This window comes from Pseudophaeobacter flagellatus (assembly GCF_021228235.1).
Lineage (GTDB): Bacteria > Pseudomonadota > Alphaproteobacteria > Rhodobacterales > Rhodobacteraceae > Pseudophaeobacter > Pseudophaeobacter flagellatus.
Window position 1 is genome coordinate 63,204 of sequence record NZ_JAJQRG010000005.1, and the last position, 25,483, is coordinate 88,686.

General features: G+C 60.3%; 25 protein-coding genes. 17 read left to right on the forward strand and 8 right to left on the reverse strand.

Going from position 1 to position 25,483, the window contains the following annotated elements:
- The first annotated feature begins 121 nt into the window (after positions 1-121).
- The 3 genes from LRK71_RS11115 to LRK71_RS11125 are packed head-to-tail and all read left to right on the forward strand — an operon-like array spanning position 122 to position 3,032.
- Positions 122-1,522 (forward strand): YcjX family GTP-binding protein, encoded by a 1,401-nt coding sequence (locus tag LRK71_RS11115; protein ID WP_408636004.1) that lies wholly within the window; start codon positions 122-124, stop codon positions 1,520-1,522.
- Positions 1,519-2,004: a GNAT family N-acetyltransferase gene (locus LRK71_RS11120; RefSeq protein WP_332460258.1), complete on the forward strand. Its 486-nt coding sequence runs from the start codon at positions 1,519-1,521 to the stop codon at positions 2,002-2,004. The genes LRK71_RS11115 and LRK71_RS11120 overlap by 4 nt, the downstream gene beginning before the upstream one ends.
- Positions 2,001-3,032: a YcjF family protein gene (locus tag LRK71_RS11125; protein ID WP_232403582.1), complete on the forward strand. Its 1,032-nt coding sequence runs from the start codon at positions 2,001-2,003 to the stop codon at positions 3,030-3,032. The genes LRK71_RS11120 and LRK71_RS11125 overlap by 4 nt, the downstream gene beginning before the upstream one ends.
- A gap of 526 nt (positions 3,033-3,558) precedes the next feature.
- On the opposite strand, the gene LRK71_RS11130 is transcribed toward LRK71_RS11125, so the two are convergent.
- Positions 3,559-4,014, reverse strand: a complete 456-nt coding sequence (locus LRK71_RS11130) for a group III truncated hemoglobin (protein ID WP_232403584.1) — start codon at positions 4,012-4,014, stop codon at positions 3,559-3,561.
- Positions 4,015-4,416: 402 nt separating this feature from the next.
- Between LRK71_RS11130 and ileS the strand changes: the two genes are divergently transcribed.
- On the forward strand, positions 4,417-7,332 hold the full coding sequence (gene ileS, locus LRK71_RS11135; protein WP_232403594.1) for an isoleucine--tRNA ligase: 2,916 nt from the start codon (positions 4,417-4,419) through the stop codon (positions 7,330-7,332).
- A gap of 95 nt (positions 7,333-7,427) precedes the next feature.
- Here the strand turns inward: ileS and LRK71_RS11140 are convergent, their stop codons facing one another.
- Positions 7,428-7,811 (reverse strand): hypothetical protein, encoded by a 384-nt coding sequence (locus tag LRK71_RS11140; protein ID WP_232403595.1) that lies wholly within the window; start codon positions 7,809-7,811, stop codon positions 7,428-7,430.
- A gap of 209 nt (positions 7,812-8,020) precedes the next feature.
- Between LRK71_RS11140 and LRK71_RS11145 the strand changes: the two genes are divergently transcribed.
- The gene (locus LRK71_RS11145; RefSeq protein ID WP_232403597.1) at positions 8,021-8,473 is read left to right on the forward strand and encodes a methylated-DNA--[protein]-cysteine S-methyltransferase; all 453 of its coding nucleotides are present in this window, start codon (positions 8,021-8,023) and stop codon (positions 8,471-8,473) included.
- A gap of 212 nt (positions 8,474-8,685) precedes the next feature.
- Here LRK71_RS11145 and LRK71_RS11150 read toward each other — a convergent pair whose 3' ends face one another.
- The 4 genes from LRK71_RS11150 to fsa all read right to left on the reverse strand — a co-directional run bounded on the left by LRK71_RS11150 (position 8,686) and on the right by fsa (position 12,742).
- Positions 8,686-9,378 (reverse strand): CDP-alcohol phosphatidyltransferase family protein, encoded by a 693-nt coding sequence (locus tag LRK71_RS11150; protein WP_232403599.1) that lies wholly within the window; start codon positions 9,376-9,378, stop codon positions 8,686-8,688.
- Between the two features lie 394 nt (positions 9,379-9,772).
- Entirely contained in the window at positions 9,773-10,714 is a 942-nt protein-coding gene (locus LRK71_RS11155; protein WP_232403601.1) for a tyrosine recombinase XerC, read from the reverse strand.
- A 74-nt stretch (positions 10,715-10,788) separates the two neighbouring features.
- Positions 10,789-11,499, reverse strand: coding sequence for a DUF484 family protein (locus tag LRK71_RS11160; protein ID WP_232403603.1), 711 nt, complete (start codon positions 11,497-11,499; stop codon positions 10,789-10,791).
- 589 nt (positions 11,500-12,088) lie between these two features.
- On the reverse strand, positions 12,089-12,742 hold the full coding sequence (gene fsa, locus LRK71_RS11165; protein ID WP_232403605.1) for a fructose-6-phosphate aldolase: 654 nt from the start codon (positions 12,740-12,742) through the stop codon (positions 12,089-12,091).
- Positions 12,743-12,839: 97 nt separating this feature from the next.
- Here fsa and LRK71_RS11170 point away from each other — a divergent pair, with 97 nt between their 5' ends.
- Together LRK71_RS11170 and LRK71_RS11175 are read left to right on the forward strand one after the other, a co-directional pair.
- Positions 12,840-15,035 carry a primosomal protein N' gene (locus LRK71_RS11170; RefSeq protein WP_232403607.1) on the forward strand — a complete coding sequence of 732 codons (2,196 nt, stop codon included), beginning with the start codon at positions 12,840-12,842 and terminating at the stop codon, positions 15,033-15,035.
- 97 nt (positions 15,036-15,132) lie between these two features.
- Positions 15,133-15,708 carry a hypothetical protein gene (locus LRK71_RS11175; protein ID WP_027239326.1) on the forward strand — a complete coding sequence of 192 codons (576 nt, stop codon included), beginning with the start codon at positions 15,133-15,135 and terminating at the stop codon, positions 15,706-15,708.
- A 4-nt stretch (positions 15,709-15,712) separates the two neighbouring features.
- Here LRK71_RS11175 and LRK71_RS11180 read toward each other — a convergent pair whose 3' ends face one another.
- Entirely contained in the window at positions 15,713-16,786 is a 1,074-nt protein-coding gene (locus LRK71_RS11180) for a YeeE/YedE family protein (RefSeq protein WP_232403609.1), read from the reverse strand.
- A 190-nt stretch (positions 16,787-16,976) separates the two neighbouring features.
- On the opposite strand from LRK71_RS11180, the gene LRK71_RS11185 reads away from it, so the two are divergent.
- The 3 genes from LRK71_RS11185 (at position 16,977) to LRK71_RS11195 (ending at position 19,635) form a co-directional block, all read left to right on the forward strand.
- Positions 16,977-18,212, forward strand: coding sequence for an MFS transporter (locus LRK71_RS11185; protein ID WP_232403611.1), 1,236 nt, complete (start codon positions 16,977-16,979; stop codon positions 18,210-18,212).
- A 101-nt stretch (positions 18,213-18,313) separates the two neighbouring features.
- Positions 18,314-19,186, forward strand: a complete 873-nt coding sequence (locus tag LRK71_RS11190) for a 50S ribosomal protein L11 methyltransferase (protein WP_232403613.1) — start codon at positions 18,314-18,316, stop codon at positions 19,184-19,186.
- 104 nt (positions 19,187-19,290) lie between these two features.
- Positions 19,291-19,635 carry a hypothetical protein gene (locus LRK71_RS11195; protein ID WP_232403615.1) on the forward strand — a complete coding sequence of 115 codons (345 nt, stop codon included), beginning with the start codon at positions 19,291-19,293 and terminating at the stop codon, positions 19,633-19,635.
- 325 nt (positions 19,636-19,960) lie between these two features.
- Here LRK71_RS11195 and LRK71_RS11200 read toward each other — a convergent pair whose 3' ends face one another.
- Positions 19,961-20,179, reverse strand: coding sequence for a DUF1127 domain-containing protein (locus LRK71_RS11200; protein ID WP_232403617.1), 219 nt, complete (start codon positions 20,177-20,179; stop codon positions 19,961-19,963).
- A 349-nt stretch (positions 20,180-20,528) separates the two neighbouring features.
- Here LRK71_RS11200 and ruvC point away from each other — a divergent pair, with 349 nt between their 5' ends.
- From ruvC to LRK71_RS11235, 7 genes are all read left to right on the forward strand, one after another.
- A complete protein-coding gene (ruvC, locus tag LRK71_RS11205) occupies positions 20,529-21,026 on the forward strand; it encodes a crossover junction endodeoxyribonuclease RuvC (protein WP_232403618.1) in 498 nt (165 codons plus the stop codon).
- Positions 21,023-21,715 (forward strand): Holliday junction branch migration protein RuvA, encoded by a 693-nt coding sequence (ruvA, locus tag LRK71_RS11210; RefSeq protein ID WP_232403621.1) that lies wholly within the window; start codon positions 21,023-21,025, stop codon positions 21,713-21,715. The genes ruvC and ruvA overlap by 4 nt, the downstream gene beginning before the upstream one ends.
- Positions 21,716-21,785: 70 nt before the next feature.
- Positions 21,786-22,817: a Holliday junction branch migration DNA helicase RuvB gene (gene ruvB, locus LRK71_RS11215; protein WP_232403622.1), complete on the forward strand. Its 1,032-nt coding sequence runs from the start codon at positions 21,786-21,788 to the stop codon at positions 22,815-22,817.
- A gap of 146 nt (positions 22,818-22,963) precedes the next feature.
- Entirely contained in the window at positions 22,964-23,629 is a 666-nt protein-coding gene (locus LRK71_RS11220) for a hypothetical protein (RefSeq protein WP_232403625.1), read from the forward strand.
- 78 nt (positions 23,630-23,707) lie between these two features.
- Complete coding sequence (gene ybgC, locus LRK71_RS11225) at positions 23,708-24,094, forward strand: tol-pal system-associated acyl-CoA thioesterase (protein ID WP_232403627.1); 387 nt, start codon at positions 23,708-23,710, stop codon at positions 24,092-24,094.
- Between the two features lie 176 nt (positions 24,095-24,270).
- Positions 24,271-24,966, forward strand: coding sequence for a protein TolQ (gene tolQ, locus LRK71_RS11230; RefSeq protein WP_232403628.1), 696 nt, complete (start codon positions 24,271-24,273; stop codon positions 24,964-24,966).
- A gap of 3 nt (positions 24,967-24,969) precedes the next feature.
- A complete protein-coding gene (locus LRK71_RS11235) occupies positions 24,970-25,470 on the forward strand; it encodes an ExbD/TolR family protein (protein WP_232403630.1) in 501 nt (166 codons plus the stop codon).
- Positions 25,471-25,483: the final 13 nt, after the last annotated feature.

The following is a 25,483-nucleotide window of genomic DNA, read 5'->3' on the forward strand; positions in this document are numbered from 1 at the left end:
CAGCACGTAACCCGGCAACACCGTCGAGGCAAGTGGCCTGACGCTCTGGAAACCGGGACGGGGTCTGACTATCTTGGGCAGTGATCCAAAACAGCAGGTGCGGCGCGTGGTAGTATCGATAGTGACGGATGGCGCGGCGCGCGGGCTGAGCAGCCTTGGCAGCGCTGTATCATCGCGATTTTTTGAACCCAGTCTGCGCCTTGGGGTGACGGGGCTGGCGCGGGCTGGCAAGACCGTCTTTATTACCTCTCTGGTGGCCAACCTGTTGAACCGGGGCCGCATGCTGCAGCTGGCCGCGGCGCGACAGGGACGGATCGAGAGCGCCTATCTGCAGCCACAGCCCGACGATACGGTGCCGCGCTTTGCCTATGAGGATCACCTGGCCGCATTGACGGGACCCACGCCGCACTGGCCCGACAGCACCCGCGCGGTGTCTGAACTGCGGCTGAGCTTGACCCTGCGGCCAGGGGGGCTGTTGTCCGGGATACAGGGGCCGCGCCGCCTGCATCTGGATATTGTCGACTACCCCGGCGAATGGCTTCTGGATCTGGGCCTGTTGGATAAAACCTATGCCCAATGGTCGGTTGAGCTGCTGGCGCGGCTGCCCGCCCGGCCGGTGGCGGCCGAATTCCTGCAATTGCTGACCACTATCGAGACAAAAGCCCCGCATGATGAACCCAAAGCCCAGGCGCTGGCGGCGGTCTTTACCGACTATTTGCAGGCCGCACGCGCTGCTGGGTTTTACGATTGCTCTCCGGGGCGGTTTCTGTTGCCGGGCGATCTTGCCGGCTCTCCGGTCCTGACCTTTGCACCGATCCCCCCCGAGGAGGCCGCGACGCGTCGCAGCCTGTGGCACGAGATGGAACGCCGCTACGAGGCCTATAAGGCCAAGGTGGTGAAACCCTTTTTTCGCGACCATTTCTCGCGGATTAATCGCCAGGTGGTGTTGGTTGACACGCTGAGCGCCATTCATTCCGGCCCGCAGGCGGTTGAGGATCTGCGCGGCGCCATGGGGGATGTACTGGCGGCCTTTCGCCCTGGTCGCAATGGCTTTCTTACCTCGCTGCTGCGCGGCAAACGGGTGGAAAAGATCCTCTTTGCTGCAACCAAGGCCGATCATCTGCATCACCTGCAACACCCGCAGATGACGGCCATCATCGAGGCCCTGACCCGCGAGGCGCGCGATCGGGCGCAGTTTGCCGGGGCCGAGACCGCCGCGCTGACGCTTGCGGCCCTGCGCGCCACCACTGAGGAAACGCGACAGCACGACGGGGCAGAGCTTCCCTGCGTGCGCGGCCGCCTGTTGGACAGTGGCCGTCAGGCCGCCTTTTATCCCGGTGCGCTGCCAGAGGATCCGGCGCAGCTGCTGATCCCGGCGCGACAAGGGGCCGCGCGCTGGCTGGAGGGGGAGTATCAGGCGATGCAGTTTGCCCCGGCGCCGCTGAACCTGAAACCGGGGGATGGGCCGCCGCATATCCGGCTGGATCGGGCGGCAGAGTTTTTAATCGGGGATCAGCTATGATCGCGCCACGATCCCCCAAGACGGCCCCGATGTTGCGCGCCGCTCAGCCTACCGATGCCGGACGGCTGGGCGCGATCCTGTTTCAGGCGCAGCAGTATGCGCAGTGGCTGCCCAAGCTCTATGCCGAGGTGGAAATGATCGCCTTTTGCGGCGTGATGATTGACCGTGGCTGGGTCACGGTTGCGGTGCAGAATGGCGTGATTCAGGGCTTTGTGGCGCGCGATGGGGCCGAGATCTGCAGTTTGTATCTGGCTCCGGGGGCCTGCGGGCAGGGGCTGGGGGCGGCGCTGATGGCTGCGGCCAAGGAGGCTGGGCCAATGCTCTGGTTGCGGGTGATTGCCGCCAATGAAGCTGCCCGCAGATTCTACCTGCGTCAGGGGTTCAACGAGGTCGGGCGCAGTGATGGCTCTGATACTGCAGAGGCCCTGCCCAATATCCGCTTTGAATGGCACGACAGCTGCCAGAAAGAGACCGCCTCATGAGCCGTAAACCTGTCTTGTTCGATCTGGAAGCCGACGCACAGCGCGATGCGCAAAGCCGGGCGGCTGGGCCTGAAATGCCGGATGTGGCCGCCGCGCCGCCGGTGCCTGACTTTATGTCATCGGATCAGGCCAGGTCTGGCGGGCAGGCGGCAGGACTGGCGACCCGGCGCCCGTCACGGCTCAGCCGCTGGTTCTGGGGTGTGGTGCTGGCGCTCTTGGGCTGTGTGGTCTCGGTTGCGGCCTGGGATTTTGCCACAGGATTGCTGATCCGCTGGCCGTTGCTCGGCTGGGCGGTCAGCGCGGGTCTGGGACTGGCGCTGTTCTTGGCCCTGATCCTGGCGCTGCGGGAATTTGCCGCGCTGGCCCGGTTAAAGCGGGTGGATGGGCTGCGGCGCGACAGCCCGGTTGCCAGTGCAAATCTTGCCGCCGCCAAGGCGCATCTTGCCCGGCTGGAGGCGTTTTACGCCGGACGACCGGATATGTCCTGGCAGCTGGCGCGTCTGGCCGAACGCCGCGCAGAGGTGCTGGATGCGGATACCTTGCTGATGCTGGCAGAAGAAGAGCTGCTGCTGCCCCTGGATGCCCGTGCCCTGCGAGAGGTCGAGGCAGCTGCCCGGCAGGTGGCCACGGTGACCGCGCTGGTGCCGCTGGCGCTGGCGGATGTGGTTGTGGCGCTGCTGGCCTCGGTGCGGATGATCCGCCAGGTGGCACAGATCTACGGCGGGCGTTCTGGGCTGTTCAGTTCTTGGCGGCTGACGCGGGCGGTGCTGGCACATCTGGCCGCGACGGGGGCGGTTGCCGCTGGGGATGATCTGCTGGAGTCGGTGCTGGGCGGGTCAGTGCTGTCAAAACTGTCACGCCGGTTTGGCGAAGGCGTGGTGAACGGTGCGCTCTCAGCGCGGGTGGGGATTGCCGCCATGGAGGTCTGCCGCCCGATGCCGTTTTCCCCACCGCACCGCCCGTCGACCCGCCGGGTGATCCAGGGCGCATTGGCGGGATTGTTCCGCCGCGAGACAGACACCCCATAGCTGCAGAGCCTCTGCAGATCATTGACACTGTTGGCTGGGCGCGGCGCTGGCACGGGGAGATCCCCCAGTGGATAAGTCGGTTTATATGCCTGTGGATGTTTTTCTCTGTACGTCAAAAGTTAATGAAATAGAAAGACTTCTGTCCTTGCCTTAAAGAGACACGCGCAGCTGCCCTGGCGGGCGGAGGCTGCATCTGGCGCTTTGGTCTTTCAGCCACGAGCGCTGAATAGAGCCTGTCGCGCATGTGAAACCGATACCAAGCCAGGGTCAGTTGGCTTGGTGGGGCGTAATTGGATTTCTCCACAGGTTTGGCAGGGTTATCAACAGATCAGGGATATTCATGCACAGGAAATCTGGTTGAGATTTTCATTTTTTGCCGCCGCACAATTGCCTTTTATCAACTTAATATAAGGGTATTTGCGTTGATTCAGGGAAGTAATTCGCTTTTTTCCACTTTTTACCCTGTCGGGAGGGCTCGGGCTGGTGAGATCGGCTATGTCGGTTGCCAATTCATCCGATAGGGTCATCAGAACAGCTTGGGCGGCGCGTCCTTGGGCTGTCGCATGGCCACAATTCCGGTGCGGAAGCCTTCGCCGATACGGTCCGCCAGGGTTCCCCACTGCAGGGCAAGCCGGGGCGAGAGTTCGGCCTGCAGCACCTGGTGAAACAGCCCGAGCCAGATCGCAAAGTGTTCGGCCTGGATCTCTGGCCGCGACACATGCACCCGCATTGGATTGCCGCTATAGCTTTTCTCGCGCAGGATGGCGTTGCGCCAGAACCGGGCGATCTTGGCCTCGTGCTCGGGCCAGTCGCCATCGGCCACATAGCGGGCAAAGATCGGACCAAGCACCCTGTCAGCGCGCACGCGGATGTAGAACAGGGTGACGACCCGGTCGATCTGGGCGGCAGAAATGTCAAAGCGTCGCATGGGGTAGTCTCGGTCGGGGTGATCTGGGGCTGGTTGATCTGTGGGCTGGCGCATCATCTGTCCTGTTTCACGTAGATTTGGCGCTGTCCTCTGCGCCAGCCCTCGGGCCAGCGTGGGGTGCCAATGCTCTGCTGGAAATTCCTGTTAGGCATATGGCAGGGGCGCGGTTCCGGGGCAATGGGTGGTGGCGGTGTGACGCAGTTGCTGGTGGTGGCTGCTCTGATCAAATTTGACATGCGGCGAATAGAAAACCCGCTTTGGCGGCGGGATCACAACCCCGCTTTACCCCGGCGCTCTAGCGGCCTATAACGCCCCCATGTCCCATATCGTGGCCATCATTATTCGAATTATATCCCCGGCGCTCTGATTGAATGAGACGCCGGGCAAAGGCGCTTGAGCTATCGCGCCGCACTAAAATACCCAGTTTCCGAACCGATTATCCAAAGGACGCCACCCATGTGCGCCGAGACAGCTGATACCCCTGAATACAAGCAGACCCTCAACCTGCCCAAAACCGATTTTCCGATGCGCGCAGGCCTGCCCAAGCGCGAACCCAACTGGTTGGATCGCTGGGCCAAGATTGGCGTTTATGACCGGCTGCGGGAAAAGCAAGGCCGCAAGCCTTTCACGCTGCATGACGGCCCGCCCTATGCCAACGGCCATCTGCACATCGGCCATGCGCTGAACAAGACCATCAAGGACATGATCGTGCGCAGCCATCAGATGATGGGCTTTGATGCGCGCTATGTGCCGGGTTGGGATTGCCACGGTCTGCCGATCGAATGGAAGATCGAAGAACAGTATCGCAAGAAGGGTAAGAACAAAGACGCGGTGGATGTGGTGGAATTCCGCCAGGAATGCCGCGCCTTTGCCGACAAATGGGTGGATATCCAGCGCGAAGAGTTCAAGCGTCTTGGCATTACCGGCAATTGGGCCGATCCCTATCTCACGATGGACTACCACGCCGAGGCGGTGATCGCGGCTGAATTCCAGAAATTCCTGATGAACGGCACGCTGTATCAGGGCTCAAAACCCGTGATGTGGTCGCCAGTTGAAAAAACCGCCCTGGCCGAGGCCGAGGTGGAATACAAGGATAAGGACAGCTTTACCGTTTGGGTGAAGTTTGCGGTTTCTGGCGGTGCCGACGATCTGGCGGGTGCCAGCGTCGTCATCTGGACCACAACCCCCTGGACCATCCCGTCCAATAAGGCGGTGGTCTACGGCGAAACATTCGATTACGGCCTCTATGAGGTCACCGATGCCCCCGAAGAATGCTGGGCTGCCAAAGGCGACCGCTTCCTGCTGGCCGACAAGCTGGCAGGCGATGTCTTCAAACGGGCCCGTCTGGAAGAGGGTATGTATACCCGTGTGCGCTCTGTGTCGGCCGAAGAACTCTCTGGCCTTTCGCTGGCCCACCCCCTTGCCGGGGCCGAAGGCTCCAATGGCGAATGGGACGCGCCGCGCGATTTCCGCGCTGCCCCCTTTGTGACCGATGAAGAGGGCACCGGTTTTGTGCACTGCGCCCCAAGCCACGGGATGGAGGAATTCGAACTCTACCGCGATCTGGGGATGCTGGAGGACGTCATCACCTATAACGTGATGGACGATGGTGGCTTCCGCGCTGATCTGCCGTTCTTTGGTGGTAAGTACATCCTGAACCGCAAGGGCGGCGAGGGTGATGCAAACAAGGCGATCATTGACAAACTGGTCGAGGTCGGCGGGCTGCTGGCGCGTGGTAAGATCAAGCACAGCTACCCGCATTCCTGGCGTTCCAAGGCGCCGATCATCTATCGCAATACGCCGCAGTGGTTTGCAAGTGTTGACCGTGCGGTTGGCGATGGCCAGGACGAGATGGGCACAACCATCCGCGAACGCGCGCTGCGTTCCATCGACGAGCTGGTGAAATGGACGCCGCAGCGCGGTCGAAACCGGCTCTATTCGATGATCGAGAGCCGCCCTGACTGGGTGCTGTCGCGCCAGCGTGCCTGGGGTGTGCCGCTGACCTGCTTTGTCAAAAAGGGGCTGTTGCCTACGGACGACGGGTTCCTGCTGCGCGACGATGCGGTCAATGCCCGTATCGTTGCAGCCTTTGAGGCTGAAGGCGCGGATGCCTGGTATCTGGACGGTGCCAAGGAACGCTTCCTGGGATCGGACTACAATGCAGAGGAGTGGGAGCAGGTCTTTGATGTGCTCGACGTGTGGTTTGATTCTGGCTCTACCCATGCCTTTGTGTTGCGCGACCGCGAAGATGGCACCGAGGACGGTATTGCCGATGTCTACATGGAAGGCACAGATCAGCACCGCGGCTGGTTCCACTCTTCCTTGTTGCAGGCCTGCGGCACCAAGGGGCGCGCTCCTTATCGCAATGTGGTGACGCATGGGTTTACCCTGGATGGCAAGGGCAACAAGATGTCCAAATCCCTGGGCAATACCATCGTGCCGGAAGAAATCGTCAAGCAATACGGTGCCGATATTCTGCGGCTCTGGGTGGCGCAGACTGATTATACCTCGGATCAGCGCATCGGGCCTGAAATCCTGAAAGGCACTGCTGACAGCTATCGCCGCCTGCGCAATACCATGCGCTATATGCTGGGCTCTCTGCACGATTTCACCGAAGATCAGCGGGTTGCGGCAGACGATATGCCCGAACTGGAGCAATGGGTTCTGCACCGTCTGGCAGAGCTGGATCACCAGGTGCGCACAGGCTATCAGGCCTTTGATTTCAATGGCGTTTGGCAAGCGGTCTTTACCTTTGCCACTGTGGATCTTTCGGCTTTCTACTTTGATGTGCGCAAAGATGCGCTCTATTGTGATGGTGACACGCTGAACGCGCACGCCGCTCGCACGGTCCTGGATATCCTGTTCCATCGGCTCACCACCTGGCTGGCCCCGATCCTGGTCTTCACCATGGAGGAAGTCTGGCTTGAACGCTTCCCTGGTGAAGAGAGCTCGGTACATTTGACCGATATCCCCGAGACACCGGGCGATTGGCTGAATGAGCCCCTGGCGGCGAAATGGGCGAAGATCCGGCAGGCCCGCCGGGTGGTCACCGCCGCGCTAGAGATACAGCGTATCGACAAGGTGATCGGCGCCTCTCTGGAGGCCCATCCGGTGGTGCATCTGCGCGATGCAGAGGTTCTGGAACTGCTGAAATCGGTGAACTTTGCGGATATCTGTATCACCTCTGATATCAGCCTTACAGGTGATCCTGCACCGGCCGAAGCCTTCCGCATGCCAGAGGTCGAGGGGATCTCGGTGGTGTTTGAAAAGGCCGAGGGCGACAAATGCCAGCGGTGCTGGAAGATCCTGCCGGATGTCGGAACCCATGACCATGCGGGTGTCTGTGGGCGCTGCGAGGCTGCGCTGGCCTGATCCTCGGATGAAACCGCTGTACCGACCTGAAAAAGGCCCCCGAAACCGGGGGCCTTTTGTTTTGCTGAACACTGGAAATCTGGAGGGAACTGATGTCAGCAGGTATGCGCAATAACACTGCGGGCGTCGCGATATGCGCGCTCTGCGATCAGGCTGCTGGTGGGCTTGGGGCCGGGGGCATAGTTCGACGCCTGGACCAGAAAATGCGTCATCAGAGCCTGTTCGCTATAGCGACCGCGCCCCAGCGCCTGATCGCGGGCAACATCCAACGCCGGGCCTTGAGACTGGTTCGGGGAATGGGCCGTGGGCTTGCCGGAGGCAGGAGAGACGCCTCCGGTCAGCGCGGTCTGGTGTTGGATGGCGCGATTCCAGCCTTGGGACTTGCCCTCATTCAGGCTTGCATCCACCGCCGGAACACCTGCCTTGTAAGACGCTGCTACGCTATTGACGTGAAAGCCGGACCCAACTGCCGAAATCATGATACACCTATTTGTTGCGATCCTCTTAGTTTAACTGAATTTTAATAAAGCCGAGCAGCCCCTTGGGTCACCGGAAGGGGAAATCAGAATAGGATCTATACGAATGTGTCTCTTGTCGCTGTGGGATACCTTGCGAAAGGTTTGCACTGTGCTTTGGCAGATCCGCGTGATTAACATGATTCCATACGCGTAATGTGGAGAATGCCAAGGTGCCTTCAGCGACAGTTGATACCCCCGTCGGCCCCCTGTGCCTGAGTGAAACTGATGGTGCTATCACCGGGTTGGGTTGGCAGTGGGGCGGCGCGGATGATACGGCCCTGCTGCGCCGGGCAGTTGATCAGATAGAGGCCTATTTTGCCGGTGATTTGCAGGTTTTTGATCTGCCGCTGCATGTCGCGGGATCTGATTTTCAGCGGGCGGTCTGCGACGCCATGCGGCAAATCCCACTGGGAGAAACCCGAACCTATGGCGATTTGGCCAGGGTGCTTAAGGCGCCGCCACAGCCCATAGGCAATGCCTGCGGGGCCAACCCCATTCCAGTGATCATTCCCTGTCATCGGGTGCTGGGCGCCAATGGTCTGGGTGGGTTTTCCGGCCGGGGCGGGGTTGAAACCAAGGTTGCCCTGCTAAAACACGAAGGTGCCGCCGGTCTGCTGATATAGCGCTGTGAGAGATGCGGGCACCAGCATCAGGTCTTTGGCTTGACGCTGGTTTTCATGTTTTCCAACTTTACAGCCAATGCCATGCCCGGCGCAGGCTCAGGTAAAGAGCGCGCGGAGCTGATCACAGAGTGGGATCTGTCGGCCTAGGCTGGTCTGGGCGGCTTTGGTCTGGGCAGGCTGTTTCGCAGGGATCGCGTTACGGAGCCGGGTGCCTAGCGTTTTTCGGGGATGATCTGCTGGGCAATGCCGACAAAGACCAGATAGATTGAGGTCACAATCAGCCCCCAATGCGCCCAGCTTTCAGGATGGAAATCGACCCAGGCGGCCCAGCCGGCAAAAAAGGTCCAGGCCAGCGCGATCGGCAGCGACAGGCGACGCCAGCGCTCGGTGCGGACGGGATGAATGAATTTCAGGGGTAGGAACATGGCAATAGACAGCAGCGTTACCAGTACCAGAATGGTCCAGTGATTTGGCTCTAGCGCAAAAATCACCAGGACGAGCATATTCCAGCAGCCGGGAAATCCGGAAAAGGAATTGTCCTTGGTCTTCATCCGGGTATCGGCAAAATACATTGCGCTGGCAAAGGTGATGACGATGATCGCAAACCAACCGGTCCAGCCCGACATCAAATCTGATTTGAACAGGGCAAAGGCCGGAATAAAGACATATGTCAGGTAGTCGATGATCAGATCCAGCAAGACGCCGTCAAACTGCGGCGCATAGCGTTTCACCTGGTAGTGGCGGGCCAGCGGGCCATCGACACCATCCACTGCAAAGGCAACCACCAGCCAGACGAACATCAGGCTCCATTTGGCGTCCACGGCTGCCAGCATGGACAGCATGGCAAAAACAGCGCCTGTTGCGGTGAGAAGGTGAACGGAGAGGGCGCGGATCTGTGGTGTCATGCCCCCGTGATGGCGAATTTCATCCGCGGCTGCAAGGCTTCAGTGCAACCAAACGGGCGATTCGTCATGGGCCTGGAGCAGTTTTTTTGCATTCAACTGTGCCTGCCGCAGCACCATTCTTGCCCGGCTGGTGCCTGGAGCCGGTAGGTCGGGTCTGCGGTTTTTGTGCGGCATCTGGGGAAAGCGGATCTGCGAGGGCGCAGGCGAAGGCGCCGCTGGGGCAGGATGAAGCGAGAGCGTTTCAAATGTCATCTTTTGGCATCCTTTCTGGAGCATCGGGTGCTTTTAGATACGGGGGAAGGGATTAACCGCAGATGCAGTTCCGCGCGAATATTAGCTCAAATTTTAGGGGGTGCTTGGGGCAAGGGGGGGAGTACAGGCCGCTGATGACGGGTCACGCCTTGGGATGGCTACGGTTGTACACCGCCATCAGATGGGCGGTATCCACGGCGGTATAGGCCTGGGTTGTCGACAGCGAAGAATGCCCCAGCAGTTCTTGAATGGCGCGCAGATCGCCGCCCGCTTCCAGCAGGTGGGTGGCAAAGCTGTGGCGCAGCGCATGTGGCGTGGCGGTGGCCGGTAAGCCCAACTGGGCACGGGTTTGGGCCATCACCGTCTGGATCTGGCGGGGGTTCAGCGGCCCGCCGCGCATGCCACGAAACAGCGGTTTGTCGTTCTCTTGCGGATGTGGCGACAGGGCGAGATACCGATCGACGGCGTTGCGGGCGGCTGCGATCACCGGAACCAGTCGTTCCTTGCCACCCTTGCCTGCTATGCGCAGGCTGTTTGGCAGTGGTGCCGCGCTGCCGGGCAGCGCCAGCGCTTCGGAGATGCGCAGGCCACAGCCATAGAGCAGGGTCACCACAGCCACATCACGCGCAGCCACCCAGCTTTTGCTCGACTGCATCTCGACGGTGTCCAAGACGGCGCGGGCGGCATCTTCGGCCAAGGGACGCGGCAATTTCTTTTGAAACTTGGGGGCGCGTGCCGCCAGAACGGCTGTCGGTTCAAACCCTTCACGTTCGGCCAGCCAGCGATAGAAGCTCTTCACCGCCGAAAGCTTGCGCGCCAAAGAGCGCGGGCCAGTGCCGCTGTTGCGCTCCTGCGCCATCCAGGCCCGCATATCCGAAGTGCTGATCTGCGCCAATGCGCCAAGCCCCTGACGCGCACCGCTATGGGTGGTCATGAAGGTGAGAAACCCAGTCAGATCCCCCTGATAGGCGTTGATGGTATTGGCCGCTGCCCCTTCAAGCGCGCTGAGCCCCTGTAGCCACAGCTGCAAGGCGTCGCGGCTGGCGGGGGAAATCAGAGAAGGTGCGGCGTCTGTCGTCTTCATGCGGGGGCCTTCATATGGAAGCCGTCATGTGTGGTTGCCAGTGTTTCCGTGGTGCACTAGCCAGGCTGCAGGGTTCAGGACAACCATCGGCACATGCTGCGTTCAAATACGCCGGCAAAAAAGGTCAGAAGATCAGTGCCATGCTGCGGGGTGAACTGGTTGGGATCTGCGGACCCCAGCACCAAGAGGCCCGGCAGGCGTCCGGTGCCCAGGTCCAGCCTCAGGCAGGCCTCTGAGCGGATATCCTGCGCCTTTGCGCCAAACACGGTGTCCGTTCCAGCCTGCAATTGACGCAGCAGAACGGGGCGCTGTGGATCACCCCGCCCGGTATCGGCGTAGGAGTTGATAAATCCGGGCGCGGCAACTTTCAGCACTTCTCCCATGCGCGCAGCCGCGGCGGTGCCGTCATCCTGATGCGTTTCCAGCACCAGCGCCACGCAGTCCACCCGCAGTATCTCTGCCAGGTCGGTGTTGAGGGTGTGCAAAAATCCAGGGAAATCGACAGGATCCAGAAGGCGCAACACGGCGCGGTGGATCTGATTCGTACCGGCCAGGTTTTCATAGGCCGCCGCAATCACCGAACGGTGGGTATCTTCCAGCCGATCCAGCCGTGCCTCCATGCGTTCCATCGCGATGCCACGCAGGTCAACGATATTGGATCCCATGGCGCGTTCATTGGCTGTAACCAGAGCATTCATCACGCCCAGATCATCCAGGATGGCGTCTGGTTTAGCCAGGATTGCGTCGCGCAGGGGGGGGGCGAGTTTTGCGGTAGGGCTGCTCATTCTTGAACCTCTATTGGGCGTTTGGCCTGGGGTATAACACAGGCTTTGCGGCAAAGTGGCTAAAAAATCCTTACGGGCAGGAAAAGGCCGAAGGACCCTGCGTAGCGCCGGAGTGTCGCTTGGGAGAGGGCAGAGCGGTTTTCTATGGGAGGGACACGACGAGGGGGCGCTCCCGCCCAGGGCGGCTGGATCAAAGATCCCTTGCCCCGGTTGGGCCGGGCGCCGGGCATTGCCCGGCGTAAAAGACAGGGGGCTGAGAAGCGGTTTAGGGGCTGGACTGCCCCTAAACGCGCCTTTGCAAGTTTAAAGGGCTTTTGCTGCCTCAAGGGCAAGCCGCGCCATGGGCGCGGGCGCTTGCGCGCCCCTTGACCCCGAAAAAGCAGAAATTGGTGGCTACCTGGCTGGCAACGATACTTGGCCGAGCCGGGCTGGCAGAGCCATGACCTGTGTCAGCGGATATCTTTGATTGACGAGCCGCAGCCTGGGCGCTGCGGTGGGATGCGGCGATTGTTGCGTCCCGCGGTGGTGGCCCCGATCTGTTGGAGCCACCATCACCAGGTTCATGCCGATGAGAGCATGCGGAATATCCTTACAGGATTTTGATATCGGCGGCTTTGATGTCATCCAGGAAAGTGGCCAGGCCCTTGTCGGTCAGCGGGTGGTTGGCCAGGGACTTGATCACGGCGGGGGGGGCGGTGATCACATCGGCACCGATCAGGGCGCTGTCGAGGATATGATTGGCCGAGCGGATCGACGCGGCAAGGATTTCGGTATCGAAGCCGTAGTTGTCATAGATCTGGCGGATATCGTTGATCAGCTCCATGCCGTCGAGGTTGATGTCGTCGAGGCGGCCGATGAAGGGTGAAATGAAGGTGGCGCCGGCCTTTGCGGCAATCAGCGCCTGATTGGCGGAGAAGCAGAGCGTCACATTGACCATATGGCCATCAGCAGAGAGGGTTTTGCAGGCTTTCAACCCATCCCATGTCAGCGGCACTTTGACGGCGATGTTTTCGGCGATTTCGACCAGTTTGCGGCCCTCGGCGATCATGGTTTCGGCGTCAGTGGCGGTTACCTCGGCAGAGACGGGGCCGGTGACCATGGCGCAGATCTCTTTGGTGACCTCAATGATGTCGCGACCGGATTTTTTGATCAGCGAGGGGTTGGTGGTCACACCGTCTACCATTCCAAGGTCGTTCAGCTCGGCGATGGCGTCGATTTCGGCGGTATCTACAAAGAATTTCATCGGCAGGGATCCTTTTGGGAAAGTTTGGCCTTGATTGCGCTAGCCTTTAGCGCATGGCGCAGGCATTAAAAAGCCCCGAGGTTTGGAGGCAGCACAGGTGAGCGCGCAGGATTTTTTCCATCATGGCGACAGGGTGGCGGTTTTGACCGCGCAACCTCTTGATCGCTTGTTGGATTATCGCGCTCCCGAGGGGGGCTGTTTTCGGGGTGCCTTTGTCGAGGTGCCGCTGGGGCCGCGCAAAGTTCTGGGAGTCATCTGGGGCGCGGGGGACGGTGAGTTTGATTCGGCCAAGCTGCGGCAGGTCAATCGGGTGCTGGATGTGGCACCGATGCGCGAAGAGATGCGCCAGTTCCTGGGCAAGGCCGCCGAATACACCCTGACGCCGATGTCGGCGATGCTGCGGCTGGCCACGCGAGCCCCGGGGCTCGCGGATCCGCCGTCGATGCGCCGGGTGCTGCGTCTCGGCGATAAGAAACCCGACCGGATGACTCCTGCCCGTGGCAAAGTGCTGGCGGTGATGGATGAGTTTGCCACCATGGCCTTTACCCCGAAAGAGCTGGCCGACATGGCTGGGGTGACGCCTTCGGTGGTCAAGGGGCTGGTGACCCAGGGGACCCTGGGCGAGGAAGAGACCCCGCGTGATTTACCCTATCCGGGATTGGACCCCGCACGCCCCGGCAAAGTGCTGACAGAGGATCAGGCCAGTGCGGCGGCAACCCTGGCGGCGGGGGTCGAAAGCGGCACCTATGGTACCACCTTGCTGAAGGGGGTGACGGGATCGGGCAAGACCGAGGTCTATCTGGAGGCGGTGGCCGCCTGTCTGCGCCAAGGGCGCCAGGCGCTGGTGCTCTTGCCTGAAATCGCCCTGACGGCGGAGTTTCTGAAACGGGTTGAGGCGCGGTTTGGCGCCACCCCCGCCGAGTGGCATTCGGGTGCCACCATGACAGAGCGCCGCCGGGTCTGGCGAATGCTGGGGCAGGGAAATGCGCAGCTGGTGATCGGTGCGCGGTCGGCGTTGTTTCTGCCATTTCGCGATCTGGGGCTGATCATTGTCGATGAAGAACACGATACGGCCTATAAACAGGAAGAGGGCGTTTTGTATAATGCCCGCGACATGGCGGTGCTGCGGGCGGCCATGTGTTCGGCGCAGGTGGTTCTGGCCTCTGCCACGCCCAGTCTGGAGACTTGGGCCAATGCCGAGGCGGGCAAATACCAGCGCGTTGATCTGACCGCGCGCTTTGGCGTTGCCGTTTTGCCGGTCATGCGGGCGGTGGATATGCGCGACGAGGATCTTGCCCCTGCAACCTGGATCTCGCCACGGTTGAAATCGGCCATGCAGGATCGGATCAGCCGGGGCGAACAATCGCTGCTGTTCCTCAATCGGCGTGGATTTGCGCCACTGACCATCTGCCGGGCCTGTGGGGCGCAGGTGGCCTGTGACAATTGTGATGCGCGCATGGTGGAGCATCGCTTTATGAAGCGGTTGATGTGCCATCAGTGCGGCGAGACGAAGCCGATCCCCGAAATATGCCCTTCCTGTCAGGTGGAGGGTAAGATGGCGCCTGTTGGGCCGGGGATCGAACGTCTGGGAGAAGAGGCCGCGGCGCTGTTTCCTGAGGCGCGCATCGCGGTGCTGAGTTCTGATCTTTTTGGATCAGCCCGGGCGCTGAAGGCACGGATCGAAGAAATTGCCGCCGGAGAGGCCGATATCATTCTGGGCACCCAGCTGGTGGCCAAGGGGCATAACTTTCCGCTGCTGACCCTTGTGGGGGTGATTGACGCTGATCTCGGACTGCAGGGATCTGACTTGCGGGCCGGAGAGCGCACCTTTCAACTGATGCGTCAGGTGGCGGGTCGGGCCGGGCGGGCGGAACGTCCCGGAGAGGCCCTATTGCAGACCTTTCAGCCGGAGCATCCGGTCATTCGCGCCATCCTGAGTGGCGACGAAGAGGCCTTTTGGGCGGCAGAGGCTGCACAGCGCCGCGAAGCCGGGGTGCCGCCCTATGGGCGGATGGCGGGGATTATCCTGTCGGGAACGGATCTGGCGCAGGTGTTTGATCTGGGCAATGCGCTGGCCCGCAACGACGGCCCGCTGCGTCAGGTTGGTGCCCAGCTGTTTGGCCCGGCGCCAGCGCCGATCGCCAGGGTGCGTGGGCGTCACCGGGTGCGGCTGCTGGTCAAGGCAGCCAAGGGGGTGCCGCTGCAGGCGGCCCTGACCCGCTGGACCCGGCCCTTTCGCATGAAGGGCGATCTGCGGCTGAGCATTGATATCGACCCTCAGAATTTCTTCTGAACTTCCCATTTTCGCGCGTTGACGACAGCGGTTGGCTCTTGTTTAACGCGTGGATGAAGTGTGAATTCCCGTCTAAGAAAGGTATTTAGGCCCTCTGATGAAACAAGATTTCCTCGATCCCAACATGAGCAGAGCTACCGTCTATGAGACACCGGAAGGCCTGCGCATTGTGGTGCCGGCCACGCGGAGAATCCTAATAGCGCTGTTTTTGTCATTCTGGCTTTGCGGCTGGGCCTTTGGCTGGATCGCGGCCTTTACCACCTTAGCGTCGGGCGCGGCTGGATCTGGAGGGCTGTTCTTGATTTTCTGGCTTTGCGCATGGACCGTGGGTGGCATGTTTGCGATAAGTTTCGTTGCTTGGATGTTGGCCGGAAAGGAGGTTGTGACAGTGACTTCTCAGGGTATCCAGATTGCGCGCAAGATTGGTGTCTTTCAGCGCAGCAGGAGCTGTAAAGCAGACTACATCACAGATCTGCGGGCGGTAGATGAGGCCCCATCGACGTCTTTTGGCAGATCACAGCCGCCTTGGATCCTCTCTGGTTTTAGGCACGGCAGCGTTAAGTTCGATTATGGCAATCTTACCTTGGGGTTTGGCCTGGAACTGGAACGTGGGGAGGCCAGGAAGATTTCTGGATTGCTGGCAGAGCGTTTCGCCTATCTGCAATCCAGATAGGTGATCAGGTGGCTAGTTGAGCCCCGCGCTGATCGACCAATAAATCCGTCGCCATGGCGCCGACCCACATGAAGAAAAGCGCCAGCCAAGCGGTGCCGACAAAGATTGACCCGCCGGTCACCCCGGCGCCAATGGCGCAGCCGCCTGCCAGCATACCACCAAACCCCATCAGCACCGCGCCAATCATCGCCTTGCGCATGGTTGCGGTATCGTCAAAGGCCTGCAGTTTCATCTCGCCCGCAGACCAGGCCGCCAGCATCGCGCCGATAAAGACGCCAGGCACCAGGCCGATGTCAAAGTCCAGAATGGCATTGCGGTCGAGAAAAAACATCAGCGTATGCGCCGAGGGCCCGGTGAAGGTGGCGCTTTCGATCTGCACTGGATCAAAGGCAACCTGGCTCAACCCATAGGTCAGTACCCAGCCCAGTGCCACGGCAAAGCCGACGCCTGAAGCAAAGACCAGCCGCACCGCGCTAATCTGATTGTGCCGCGACAGTGCCAGCGCAATAGCTGCGATGGCCAGCCCAAGCGCCAGACCGCCCCAGTCGGGCAGGCCAAATTCCACCAGCAAATCCATATTGCGCCCGCCCGTGGTAACCCAGAGCTGGGCAAGTGTGTCGCGCAGTGGGGACAACATGCCAGAGAGGCTCATCTGGGCCACCACGGCAAAGATCAGGCCAGAAACAACAGAGCGCAGATTGCCAGTTGCGGCCAACACCAGCAGCCGACCCGAACAGCCCCGCGCCAGCACCATGCCAACGCCAAAGATCAGCCCGCCCAAGATGGCACCAGACCAACTGCCCGGTACTGCCATCATTCGGGCGTCTGCCCTGTGCATCAGGCCCGACAGTTCGGCCATTTGCACCCAGACCACGGCGGTGGAAAAGGTAAGCAACCAGACCGCCATCCGATCTCCCAGCTGGCCGCGGGCAAATTCCACCGTGGCAGCACGCAGGCAAAACCGAGAGCGCTGGGCCGCAATGCCAAAGGTGACGCCGGTCGCCAGACCAAAGAGCGCCGCCAGGGACGCTTCGCCCAGGCGATCAGCCAGGGTCTCTATGAGCAGAAGCAAATCCATGCCTTGGCCCTTTCCAGTAAAATTCAATAAATCATATACGTGAAGTTGATGCCTGCAACTTTGATGCAGATCAGCTTGCAGGCAGGGGCTGGGCGGTGGCTCGTTCCGCCTGCTGTGCGTGGATGCAGCGATCTATGTGCGCGATGTCTTTGCACTCGCGCTGGGTCAGAAAGAGGCGTAAACCGCGTCTATGATGAAACCTCTTTCCCTGGAAGCGGCCCATGATCTGCCGCTATGGCGTCGCCCGACCACATTGCTGTTTGTGATGGCGATCTGCATGCCTATTGCCTTCAATGGCTGGTTTGCTTTGCTCAACAACTTTGTCATCGAGGTGGCACAGTTTGACGGAGCCGATATTGGCCTGTTGCATACGGTACGCGAAATCCCCGGCTTTTTGGCGGTGGGGGTCATCGCCATCATTCTGTTTGTACGCGAGCAGGTGCTGGGTCTGATTTCATTGGTAATGTTGGGCATTGCCACCATGCTGACAGGCTGGTTTCCCTCGCTCGGGGGGATCTTGATGATCACCTTGCTGAGCTCAATCGGGTTTCATTACTACGAGACGGTAAATCAGTCACTGCAACTGCAATGGCTGCCAAAGGACCGTGCCCCACAGATGCTTGGCTGGCTTATCGCCACCGGGTCTGCCTCGACGCTGGTGGTCTATGGGCTGATCGTGCTGCTGTGGGAGACATTCGATCTAAGCTATAATCTGGTCTTCATGACTGCGGGCGGTGTGACCACAGTGATTGCTCTGCTGTGCCTGCTGGTTTATCCGCAGTTCGATTCACCCACGCCACAGAACAAGAAGTTGATCCTGCGGCGGCGGTATTGGCTCTACTACCTGCTGCAATTCATGGCGGGGGCGCGACGTCAGATCTTTGTCGTTTTCGCCGGCTTCATGATGGTTGAACGCTTTGGCTTTGATGTGCATGAGGTCACAGGCCTGTTTCTGATCAATCTGGTGATCAATATTCTGGTGGCACCGCTTTTGGGGCGCTTTGTTGCCTATTTTGGCGAACGCCGGACATTGGTCATCGAATATACCGGGCTGACCCTGGTCTTTGCCCTTTATGGCGGGATCTACTGGTTTGGCTGGGGGGTACTGCTGGCGGCCTGCCTCTATGTGGTGGATCATGTGCTGTTTGCCCTGGCGCTGGCGCTCAAGACCTATTTCCAGAAAATCGCCGATCCGGCGGATATTGCGCCAACGGCGGCGGTGGCCTTTACCATCAACCATATTGCTGCGGTGTTTCTGCCGGTTCTGCTGGGGTTGTTGTGGGTGGTGTCGCCGGCGCTGGTCTTTGTGCTGGCGGCCCTTATGGCGCTGCTGTCGCTGGGCCTGTCCTGCCTGATCCCGCGTCACCCCAGCCCGGGAAATGAGACGATCTTTACCAAGTTCCGCCTGGCTGCAGCTGCAGAATAAGGCCAAGCCGGGAACGGGCGTCATAGGCTTTGAAAGAGCTTTGGTCTTGACCCTGCCAAAGCTTGGGCCTAGGCGCTTGGCAGCCCTGATGGAGATCCGATATGCCGACCTTTACCGCTTTGACCACCCTACCTGGAAAACCTCAGGCGGAAGCCCTAGGCGCGGCGATGGAACATCTGATCCCCGAACCCACAGGTGTTGGCGTTTTTGAAATGGAAGATGGCTCTGGCCTGTGGGAAGTCGGCGGCTATTTCACCGAAACCCCCGACCAGGCTGGCCTTGCCCTGCTGGCGAGCATGCATGGTGCCAAGGAATTTGCCGTGTCAGAGCTGCCGGAAACCGATTGGGTTGCGCATGTGCGCCGCGAACTTGCCCCTGTCGAAGCCGGGCGGTTTTATGTCTATGGCAGCCATGATGCCGAAACCGTGCCCGAGGGGCGCATCCCACTGTTGATCGAGGCGGCAATGGCCTTCGGTACTGGCCACCATGGCACCACGCTGGGCTGTCTCAAGGCGTTGGATTACCTGATTGAAGAGGGCTTTACCGGTGCCAAGGTGGCGGATATTGGTTGCGGCACCGCCGTTCTGGCTATGGCCGCCGCACGGGTCTGGCAGGGAGAGTTCATCGCCAGTGATATCGACGAGGTCGCCGTAGAGGTGGCCGAGGCCAATCTCAAGGCGAATGGCATGGCCGGAGCTGTCACCTGCCTGGAAGCTGCCGGCTTTGACCATCCGGGCCTGAAGGCGGCGGCCCCCTATGATCTGATCTTTGCCAATATCCTGAAAGGTCCGCTGGTGGCCCTGTCGCCGGATCTCTGTGGCAATCTGCGGCCAGGCGGATACGCCATTCTTTCGGGGATTCTGAACGAACAGGCCGAAAGTGTGATTGCCGCTTATGCCGAAAATGGAACCAATCTTGTGCATCGCGACGTGATTGGTGAATGGACCACCCTGCTATTGCAGAGAAGCGTCTAATTTTACGAAGGATTGAGTTAGATTTTAGGCAACTGCCTTGGAATCGCCTCAATTCAGTTCTATAAACTTTCATCCGCTGGTGGGGGCCAGTTCGGGGCAAGTTTATGACTGTTCAACATAAAGAGTTTCACGGCCGTGTGGCCCGTTTGCAGACCAAACATGCTGCTTTTTCACGGGGCTATACAGCGCGCGTTCAATCGGACGGGCTTATCATTGTGGAGCCACGCAGGCTCCGTTCGCGGGTCTCTGGCCGTGTTTTCCTGTTGATATTGACCGGTTTTCTGATCTTCAAGGCCTTCCTGATGGCGGCTGTCGGATTTGCCAGCTATGATGAACGGGTGAATAAATTGGCCTCTGGTGCCATGATCGAAAAGCTGGGCGCGGTGTTGATGCAGGCGGATCCGGTTTCGACTTGGGGGGCGCATAAAATAGGCCCCATCCTGCGCTAACATCTGCCAGTTCTCATCCCGCTTTGCAATAACGCCGGGGGAGAGCTGCGAAACCATCAATTTACCAGTTTGCCAGGATTGCAGTCTGCGGCGGCCAGTTTGCGGGTGCCAGTCTGACAGCGCGGAGGGACTGCAGCACGTGAATGATAATAGGGACGGTATTCAGACAGGGCTGCGTTTGCGCTGATCCGGTTTGACGCCCGCTTCGCATATAGAAACCGCCGCGGCCTGTTTGGCGCGCGGCGGTTTTGGTTTGCCCGGTATGCGGCGGGTCACCCGTAAATGGGACCGCTCTTGTCTGGGTTTGATCTGTAAGGTGGCGGCCTTAAAAGACTGGCTTGCCTGCCGCGATATCTTCGATGTCGCCGCGGCACAGACCGATGTCTGCCAATTCGCGGTCGGTCAATGATCCAAGCGTCTTTTTGGCCGTGCGGGCGTCACTCCAGGACATTACGGCGGCGGCTGCCGCGACAAAATATGTGCCGATACGGCCAAACAGGCCGGTGGAGCCATAGGTGGTGCGGGTGGTGTCAAATGCAGCCATATCCTCATCCTTTTTTATTTGAGTGAACGTGTTTCTGCGCTGGCGATGCCCAGCATTGTCTTCGTACGGATTCCGGCTCTAGAGGCGATTTTTCCGCCAGGCAAGAGCGAAATTTGCATGTGTTCCATGTGCAAAATGCATATCTTGAACATGACAAAATGAGGCAGTTTTTCCCTTGTTAACAGGGCGTCAAAAAATGTCGCGACACCCGCTGCAAAGAGTCGGTTTTGGAATAGGATTCCGGCCTTTTCCCAATGCGGGCGCCCTGGGAAAGCAATTGGACATGTTCGCGTTTTGTGCTATTTGATGGAAAAATAATTCAAACACTCAGGCAAAGGCCGGGCAGCACATGCGCATTTTGGGAATTGATCCGGGGCTTCGTAACCTTGGCTGGGGTGTGATCGAATCACAGGGCAGCCGGTTGAGCCATATCGCCAACGGTGTTTGCACTTCGGATGGTGATGATCTGGGCGAACGCCTTTTGTCGCTGCATAATCAGGTCACCGAGGTCATAGCGACCTATCAGCCAGACCAGGCGGCGATCGAACAGACCTTTGTCAACAAGGACGGGGTGGCGACGCTGAAACTGGGCCAGGCACGCGGCGTTGCGCTGTTGACTCTGGCCAAGGCCGGGCTGCCAACGGGTGAATATGCGCCCAACCGGGTCAAAAAGACGGTTGTCGGGGTGGGGCACGCCAGCAAGGAGCAAGTGATCCATATGGTCAAGCTGCAGCTGCCGGGCAGCGACCCAAAAGGGGCCGATGCCGCAGATGCGCTGGCGATTGCCATCTGTCACGCCTATTACGGGGGCACCCAGCAAAGGCAGCTCAAGGAGGCACGGGCATGATTGGCAAGCTGACAGGACGATTGGAGTATCGCGCCACGGATCATGTGCTGATTGATGTGCGCGGGGTAGGCTATCTGGTCTATTGCTCGGAACGTACGCTGATGCAGCTGCCCGGTGTTGGCGAACCTGTTGCGCTCTATACTGACCTGGTGGTGCGCGAAGACCTGATGCAACTGTTTGGCTTCACCTCCCTGGTGGAGAAAGAATGGCACCGCCTGCTGACCTCGGTGCAGGGGGTTGGGGCCAAGGTGTCGCTGGCGATCCTGGGCACCCTGGGGCCGGATGGGGTTGGTCGGGCGATTGCTCTGGGCGACTGGGGCAGCGTCAAGGCGGCCAAGGGGGTTGGTCCCAAGACCGCGCAGCGCATCGTGCTGGATTTGAAAGACAAGGCCCCCGGCGTCATGGCCCTGGGCGGCACCTTGCCCGAGGCGATGGAAGGCATGGATCTTGACGCGGTGGTTGAACCGGCAGATCCGACCCCGGCCAAGAAGACCGGGCGTAAATCAGTCGCCAAGCAGCCCAGCGGCGCGGCAGCTGCTTCGGCTGGGGCGCTCTCGGCGCTTGGCAATCTGGGCTACAGCCCTGCCGATGCGGCCTCTGCCGTGGCCTCTGCCGCAGGCGAGAGCCCGGAGGCGGATGAGGCCGCGCTGATCCGCGCCGCCCTGCGGCTCTTGGCGCCAAAGGGATGAGTGCGGCGATGCCTGATCCAACCGCGCCCGCCGACCGTCAAGAATTGCAAAGCCGCGAGAGGCAGCTGCCATGATCGATGCAGACCCGACCCTGCGCCCCGAGCCGATACCTGAAGATAGCTTGGGGGAGGGGGATCGCGCCCTGCGCCCGCAGGGGTTGAGCGAATTCATCGGCCAGGCCGAGGCCCGCGCCAACCTGCGGATCTTTATCGAAAGTGCGCGTCGGCGCGGCGAGGCAATGGATCATACGCTGTTTCATGGGCCGCCCGGTCTGGGTAAGACCACGCTGGCGCAGATCGTGGCACGCGAGTTGGGGGTGAACTTCCGCATGACCTCGGGGCCCGTCTTGGCCAAGGCAGGGGATCTGGCGGCGATCCTGACCAATCTGGAAGCGCGCGACGTCTTGTTCATTGACGAAATCCACCGACTGAATCCAGTGGTCGAGGAAATCCTCTATCCGGCGCTAGAGGATTTTGAACTGGATCTGGTGATTGGTGAAGGGCCCGCCGCGCGCACCGTGCGCATTGAACTGCAGCCTTTTACCCTGGTGGGGGCAACGACGCGCATGGGGCTACTGACTACACCGCTGCGCGACCGGTTTGGCATTCCAACCCGGCTGCAGTTCTACACGGTGGAGGAGTTGTTTGAGATCGTACGGCGTAATGCCCGCAAGCTCGGCACTCCAGCTGATGACGATGGCGCCCGTGAGATCGCGCGGCGCGCCCGCGGCACACCAAGGATCGCCGGGCGGCTCTTGCGCCGCGTGGTGGACTTTGCGGTTGTGGAGGGCGACGGTCATATCACCCGAGATCTCGCCGATGGGGCGTTGACCCGGCTTGGTGTGGATAAGCTGGGGCTTGATGGCGCGGATCGGCGCTATCTGCGGCTTATTGCGGAAAACTACAGCGGCGGGCCGGTGGGGATTGAAACCCTGTCAGCCGCCTTGAGCGAAAGCCGGGATTCGCTGGAAGATGTAATCGAGCCCTATCTGCTGCAACAGGGGTTGATCCAGCGCACGCCACGCGGGCGGATGCTGGCGCAAAAGGCCTGGACGCATCTTGGCATTGCCCCGCCGCAGCGGGCAACGGATTTGTTCGGCTAAGCGACTCTCACCAGCAGCCATATCGCTGCTGGCTGGCCGGATCCGTTACCTAACTCGGTCGGAGGGGAGGGGCACCGCCTTGTCGTTTGGCGCTGCAGCAGGCATAAGCCCGCATTACGATGTTTCAGCCTTGATGGAGCCCTTGCATGTCCCTGGATCTGACGCCGGAAGAAATCCAAGCCCTGTTCACCCGCAGCGATGGCTCTTACGGGTTTGCCCGCTGGGGGCGGCCGATTGCGCCAATTGTCTTTGGCGTGCAGGATGAAACCCTGAAGGTGGTGAAGGGGGCGATTGAAGCCGTTGCGACCCTGGCAGGACAGCCCATGGCAGAGACCGATCCTGAGCTGGGATCCAATCTTATGTTCTTTTTCTTCCGCAATTGGGATGAGCTGTTGGATGTGCCGGATCTGGATCGCCTGATCCCGGATCTTGCGCCGCTGGTGGCGCGGCTGCTGGCGGCGGATGCCAGCCAGTACCGTGCCTTTCGATTTGATGACACAGGGGCAATCCAGGCCAGCTTTGTCTTTTTGCGGATGCAGGGTGCCATGGCGGAACTGCCTGCCGAAACCCTGGCGCTGAGCCAAGCGGCACAAATCATCCTGCTGTGGGCGGATCAGGCCTTTGCCCAGACCTCGCCGCTGGCGATCCTGCCAGAAACCGGCGCCACCATTCTGCGCCCTGAAATTGCCGCCATCATTGCGGCGGGCTATGATCGCATGATGCCCCCCAGCGCCAATGATGCCTCGCATGCGCTGCGGCTGTTTGCGCGGCTGCAGGGGCAGGCGGGGCCACAGGTCGGGCCCGAGCAGTGATCCGCGCCTGATCAGGGCCGGGCTTGCGGGGCCGGGCGGCAGATTCTAGGGTGGCGCGACGAAACAGGATGCTTTCTGATGCCGCATATCTTCCCGGTTCGGGTATATTACGAAGACACTGACATGGGTGGCATTGTCTATCACGCCAACTATCTGCGCTTTATTGAACGCGCCCGCAGCGATTGGGTGCGTGGTCTGGGCAACGACCAGAACGCAATGCGTGACGCCGGGGTGATCTGGGTCGTGCAACGGATCGAGGCGGATTATCTGGCCCCGGCCAAATACGATGACCTGCTTTCCATCGAGACCGAGGTGCGCAACCTTTCGCGCGCGCGACTGACCATGGCGCAACTCGTCAAACGGGGGGAGACCGCGCTGTTTCGCGCCACTGTCACCGCCGTTTGTGTTGCCTCTGACACAGGACGGCCCACCCGGCTTCCGGCAGAGATTCGCGCATTGCTGTAACATTCCGGCGCTTGGCGCGTTGTTTGCTTGGCTTTTGGCATGAAACTGAGCTAGCCTCGCCGCAATGAAAGCCGCAACAGACGGCTCGGGGCTGAAGGCGCTGTGCTTTCCCTTATGGGGGCAGTAGGGCGATAACGAGTAAGACCGGAGCGATCCGGCAGAGATAGAGCAGGCAAATGGAAGCAGAAACTCTGGCGTTGGCGCAAGAGATTGATTTCTCTATGTGGGGTCTTTTCGCGCGGGCCACCCTTACCGTGAAACTGGTGATGTTGTTGCTGACCGGGGCTTCGATCTGGTCCTGGGGTATCATTATTCAAAAGCAGATCAACTATCGTCGTGCCCGTCGGCAGGCTGCCCTGTTTGATCAAGCGTTCTGGTCCGGAGAGCCGCTGGACGGGTTGTTCGAACAATTGGGTCCGGATCCCTCTGGTCATTCAGAACGTATTTTTGCGGCAGGCATGACCGAATGGCGGCGCAGTCATCGCAGTGATGGCGGCCTTATTCCCGGAGCGCAGGCGCGGATTGACCGCTCTATGGATGTGGCAATTGCCAAAGAGACCGAAGATTTGCAAAGCGGGCTGTCGGTGCTGGCAACCGTGGGATCAACCGCGCCCTTTGTCGGGCTGTTTGGGACCGTCTGGGGTATCATGACCGCCTTTATCGAGATTGCGCAGCAGCAAAGCACCAATCTGGCGGTGGTTGCCCCCGGCATTGCCGAGGCGCTTTTGGCTACCGGGCTGGGGCTGCTGGCGGCGATTCCGGCAGTGGTGTTTTATAACAAGCTGAGCGCCGATAGCGATCGCATCCTTGGCGGCTATGAAGCCTTTGCCGATGAATTTGCCACTATCCTCAGCCGACAGTTGGATTCCTGATCTATGGGCGCTGCTGTACAACAGTCTTCCGCTGGTGGGCGCCGTCGTGGGCGACGTCGCAACCGGGCCAAGCCGATGGGTGAAATCAATGTGACGCCCTTTGTGGACGTCATGCTGGTCTTGCTGATCATCTTTATGGTGGCGGCACCGCTGACCACGGTTGGCGTACCGGTTGATCTGCCCAAAACCGCCGCTGGTGCTCTGCCAAGTGAACAGGAAGAGCCCTTGACCATCACCATGATCGCCGGTGGCGAAATCCAGATCCAGACGACGCCAGTGGCACGCGAAGAGCTGGTGGGCAAACTGCGCGCCATCGCGGCAGAGCGGAGCTCTGATCGGGTCTATCTGCGTGCAGATGGGGGGATTTCCTACCGCGAGGTGATGCAGGTCATGGGGGCGCTGAACGCCGGGGGCTTTGCCAATGTCGGACTGGTCACGGATACGGCGGGCCCTGCGTTGGACGGTGGCACCACGGATGGTGTCTCAGCCGGCGCGACGGAATAGGCGGGGGCACGCA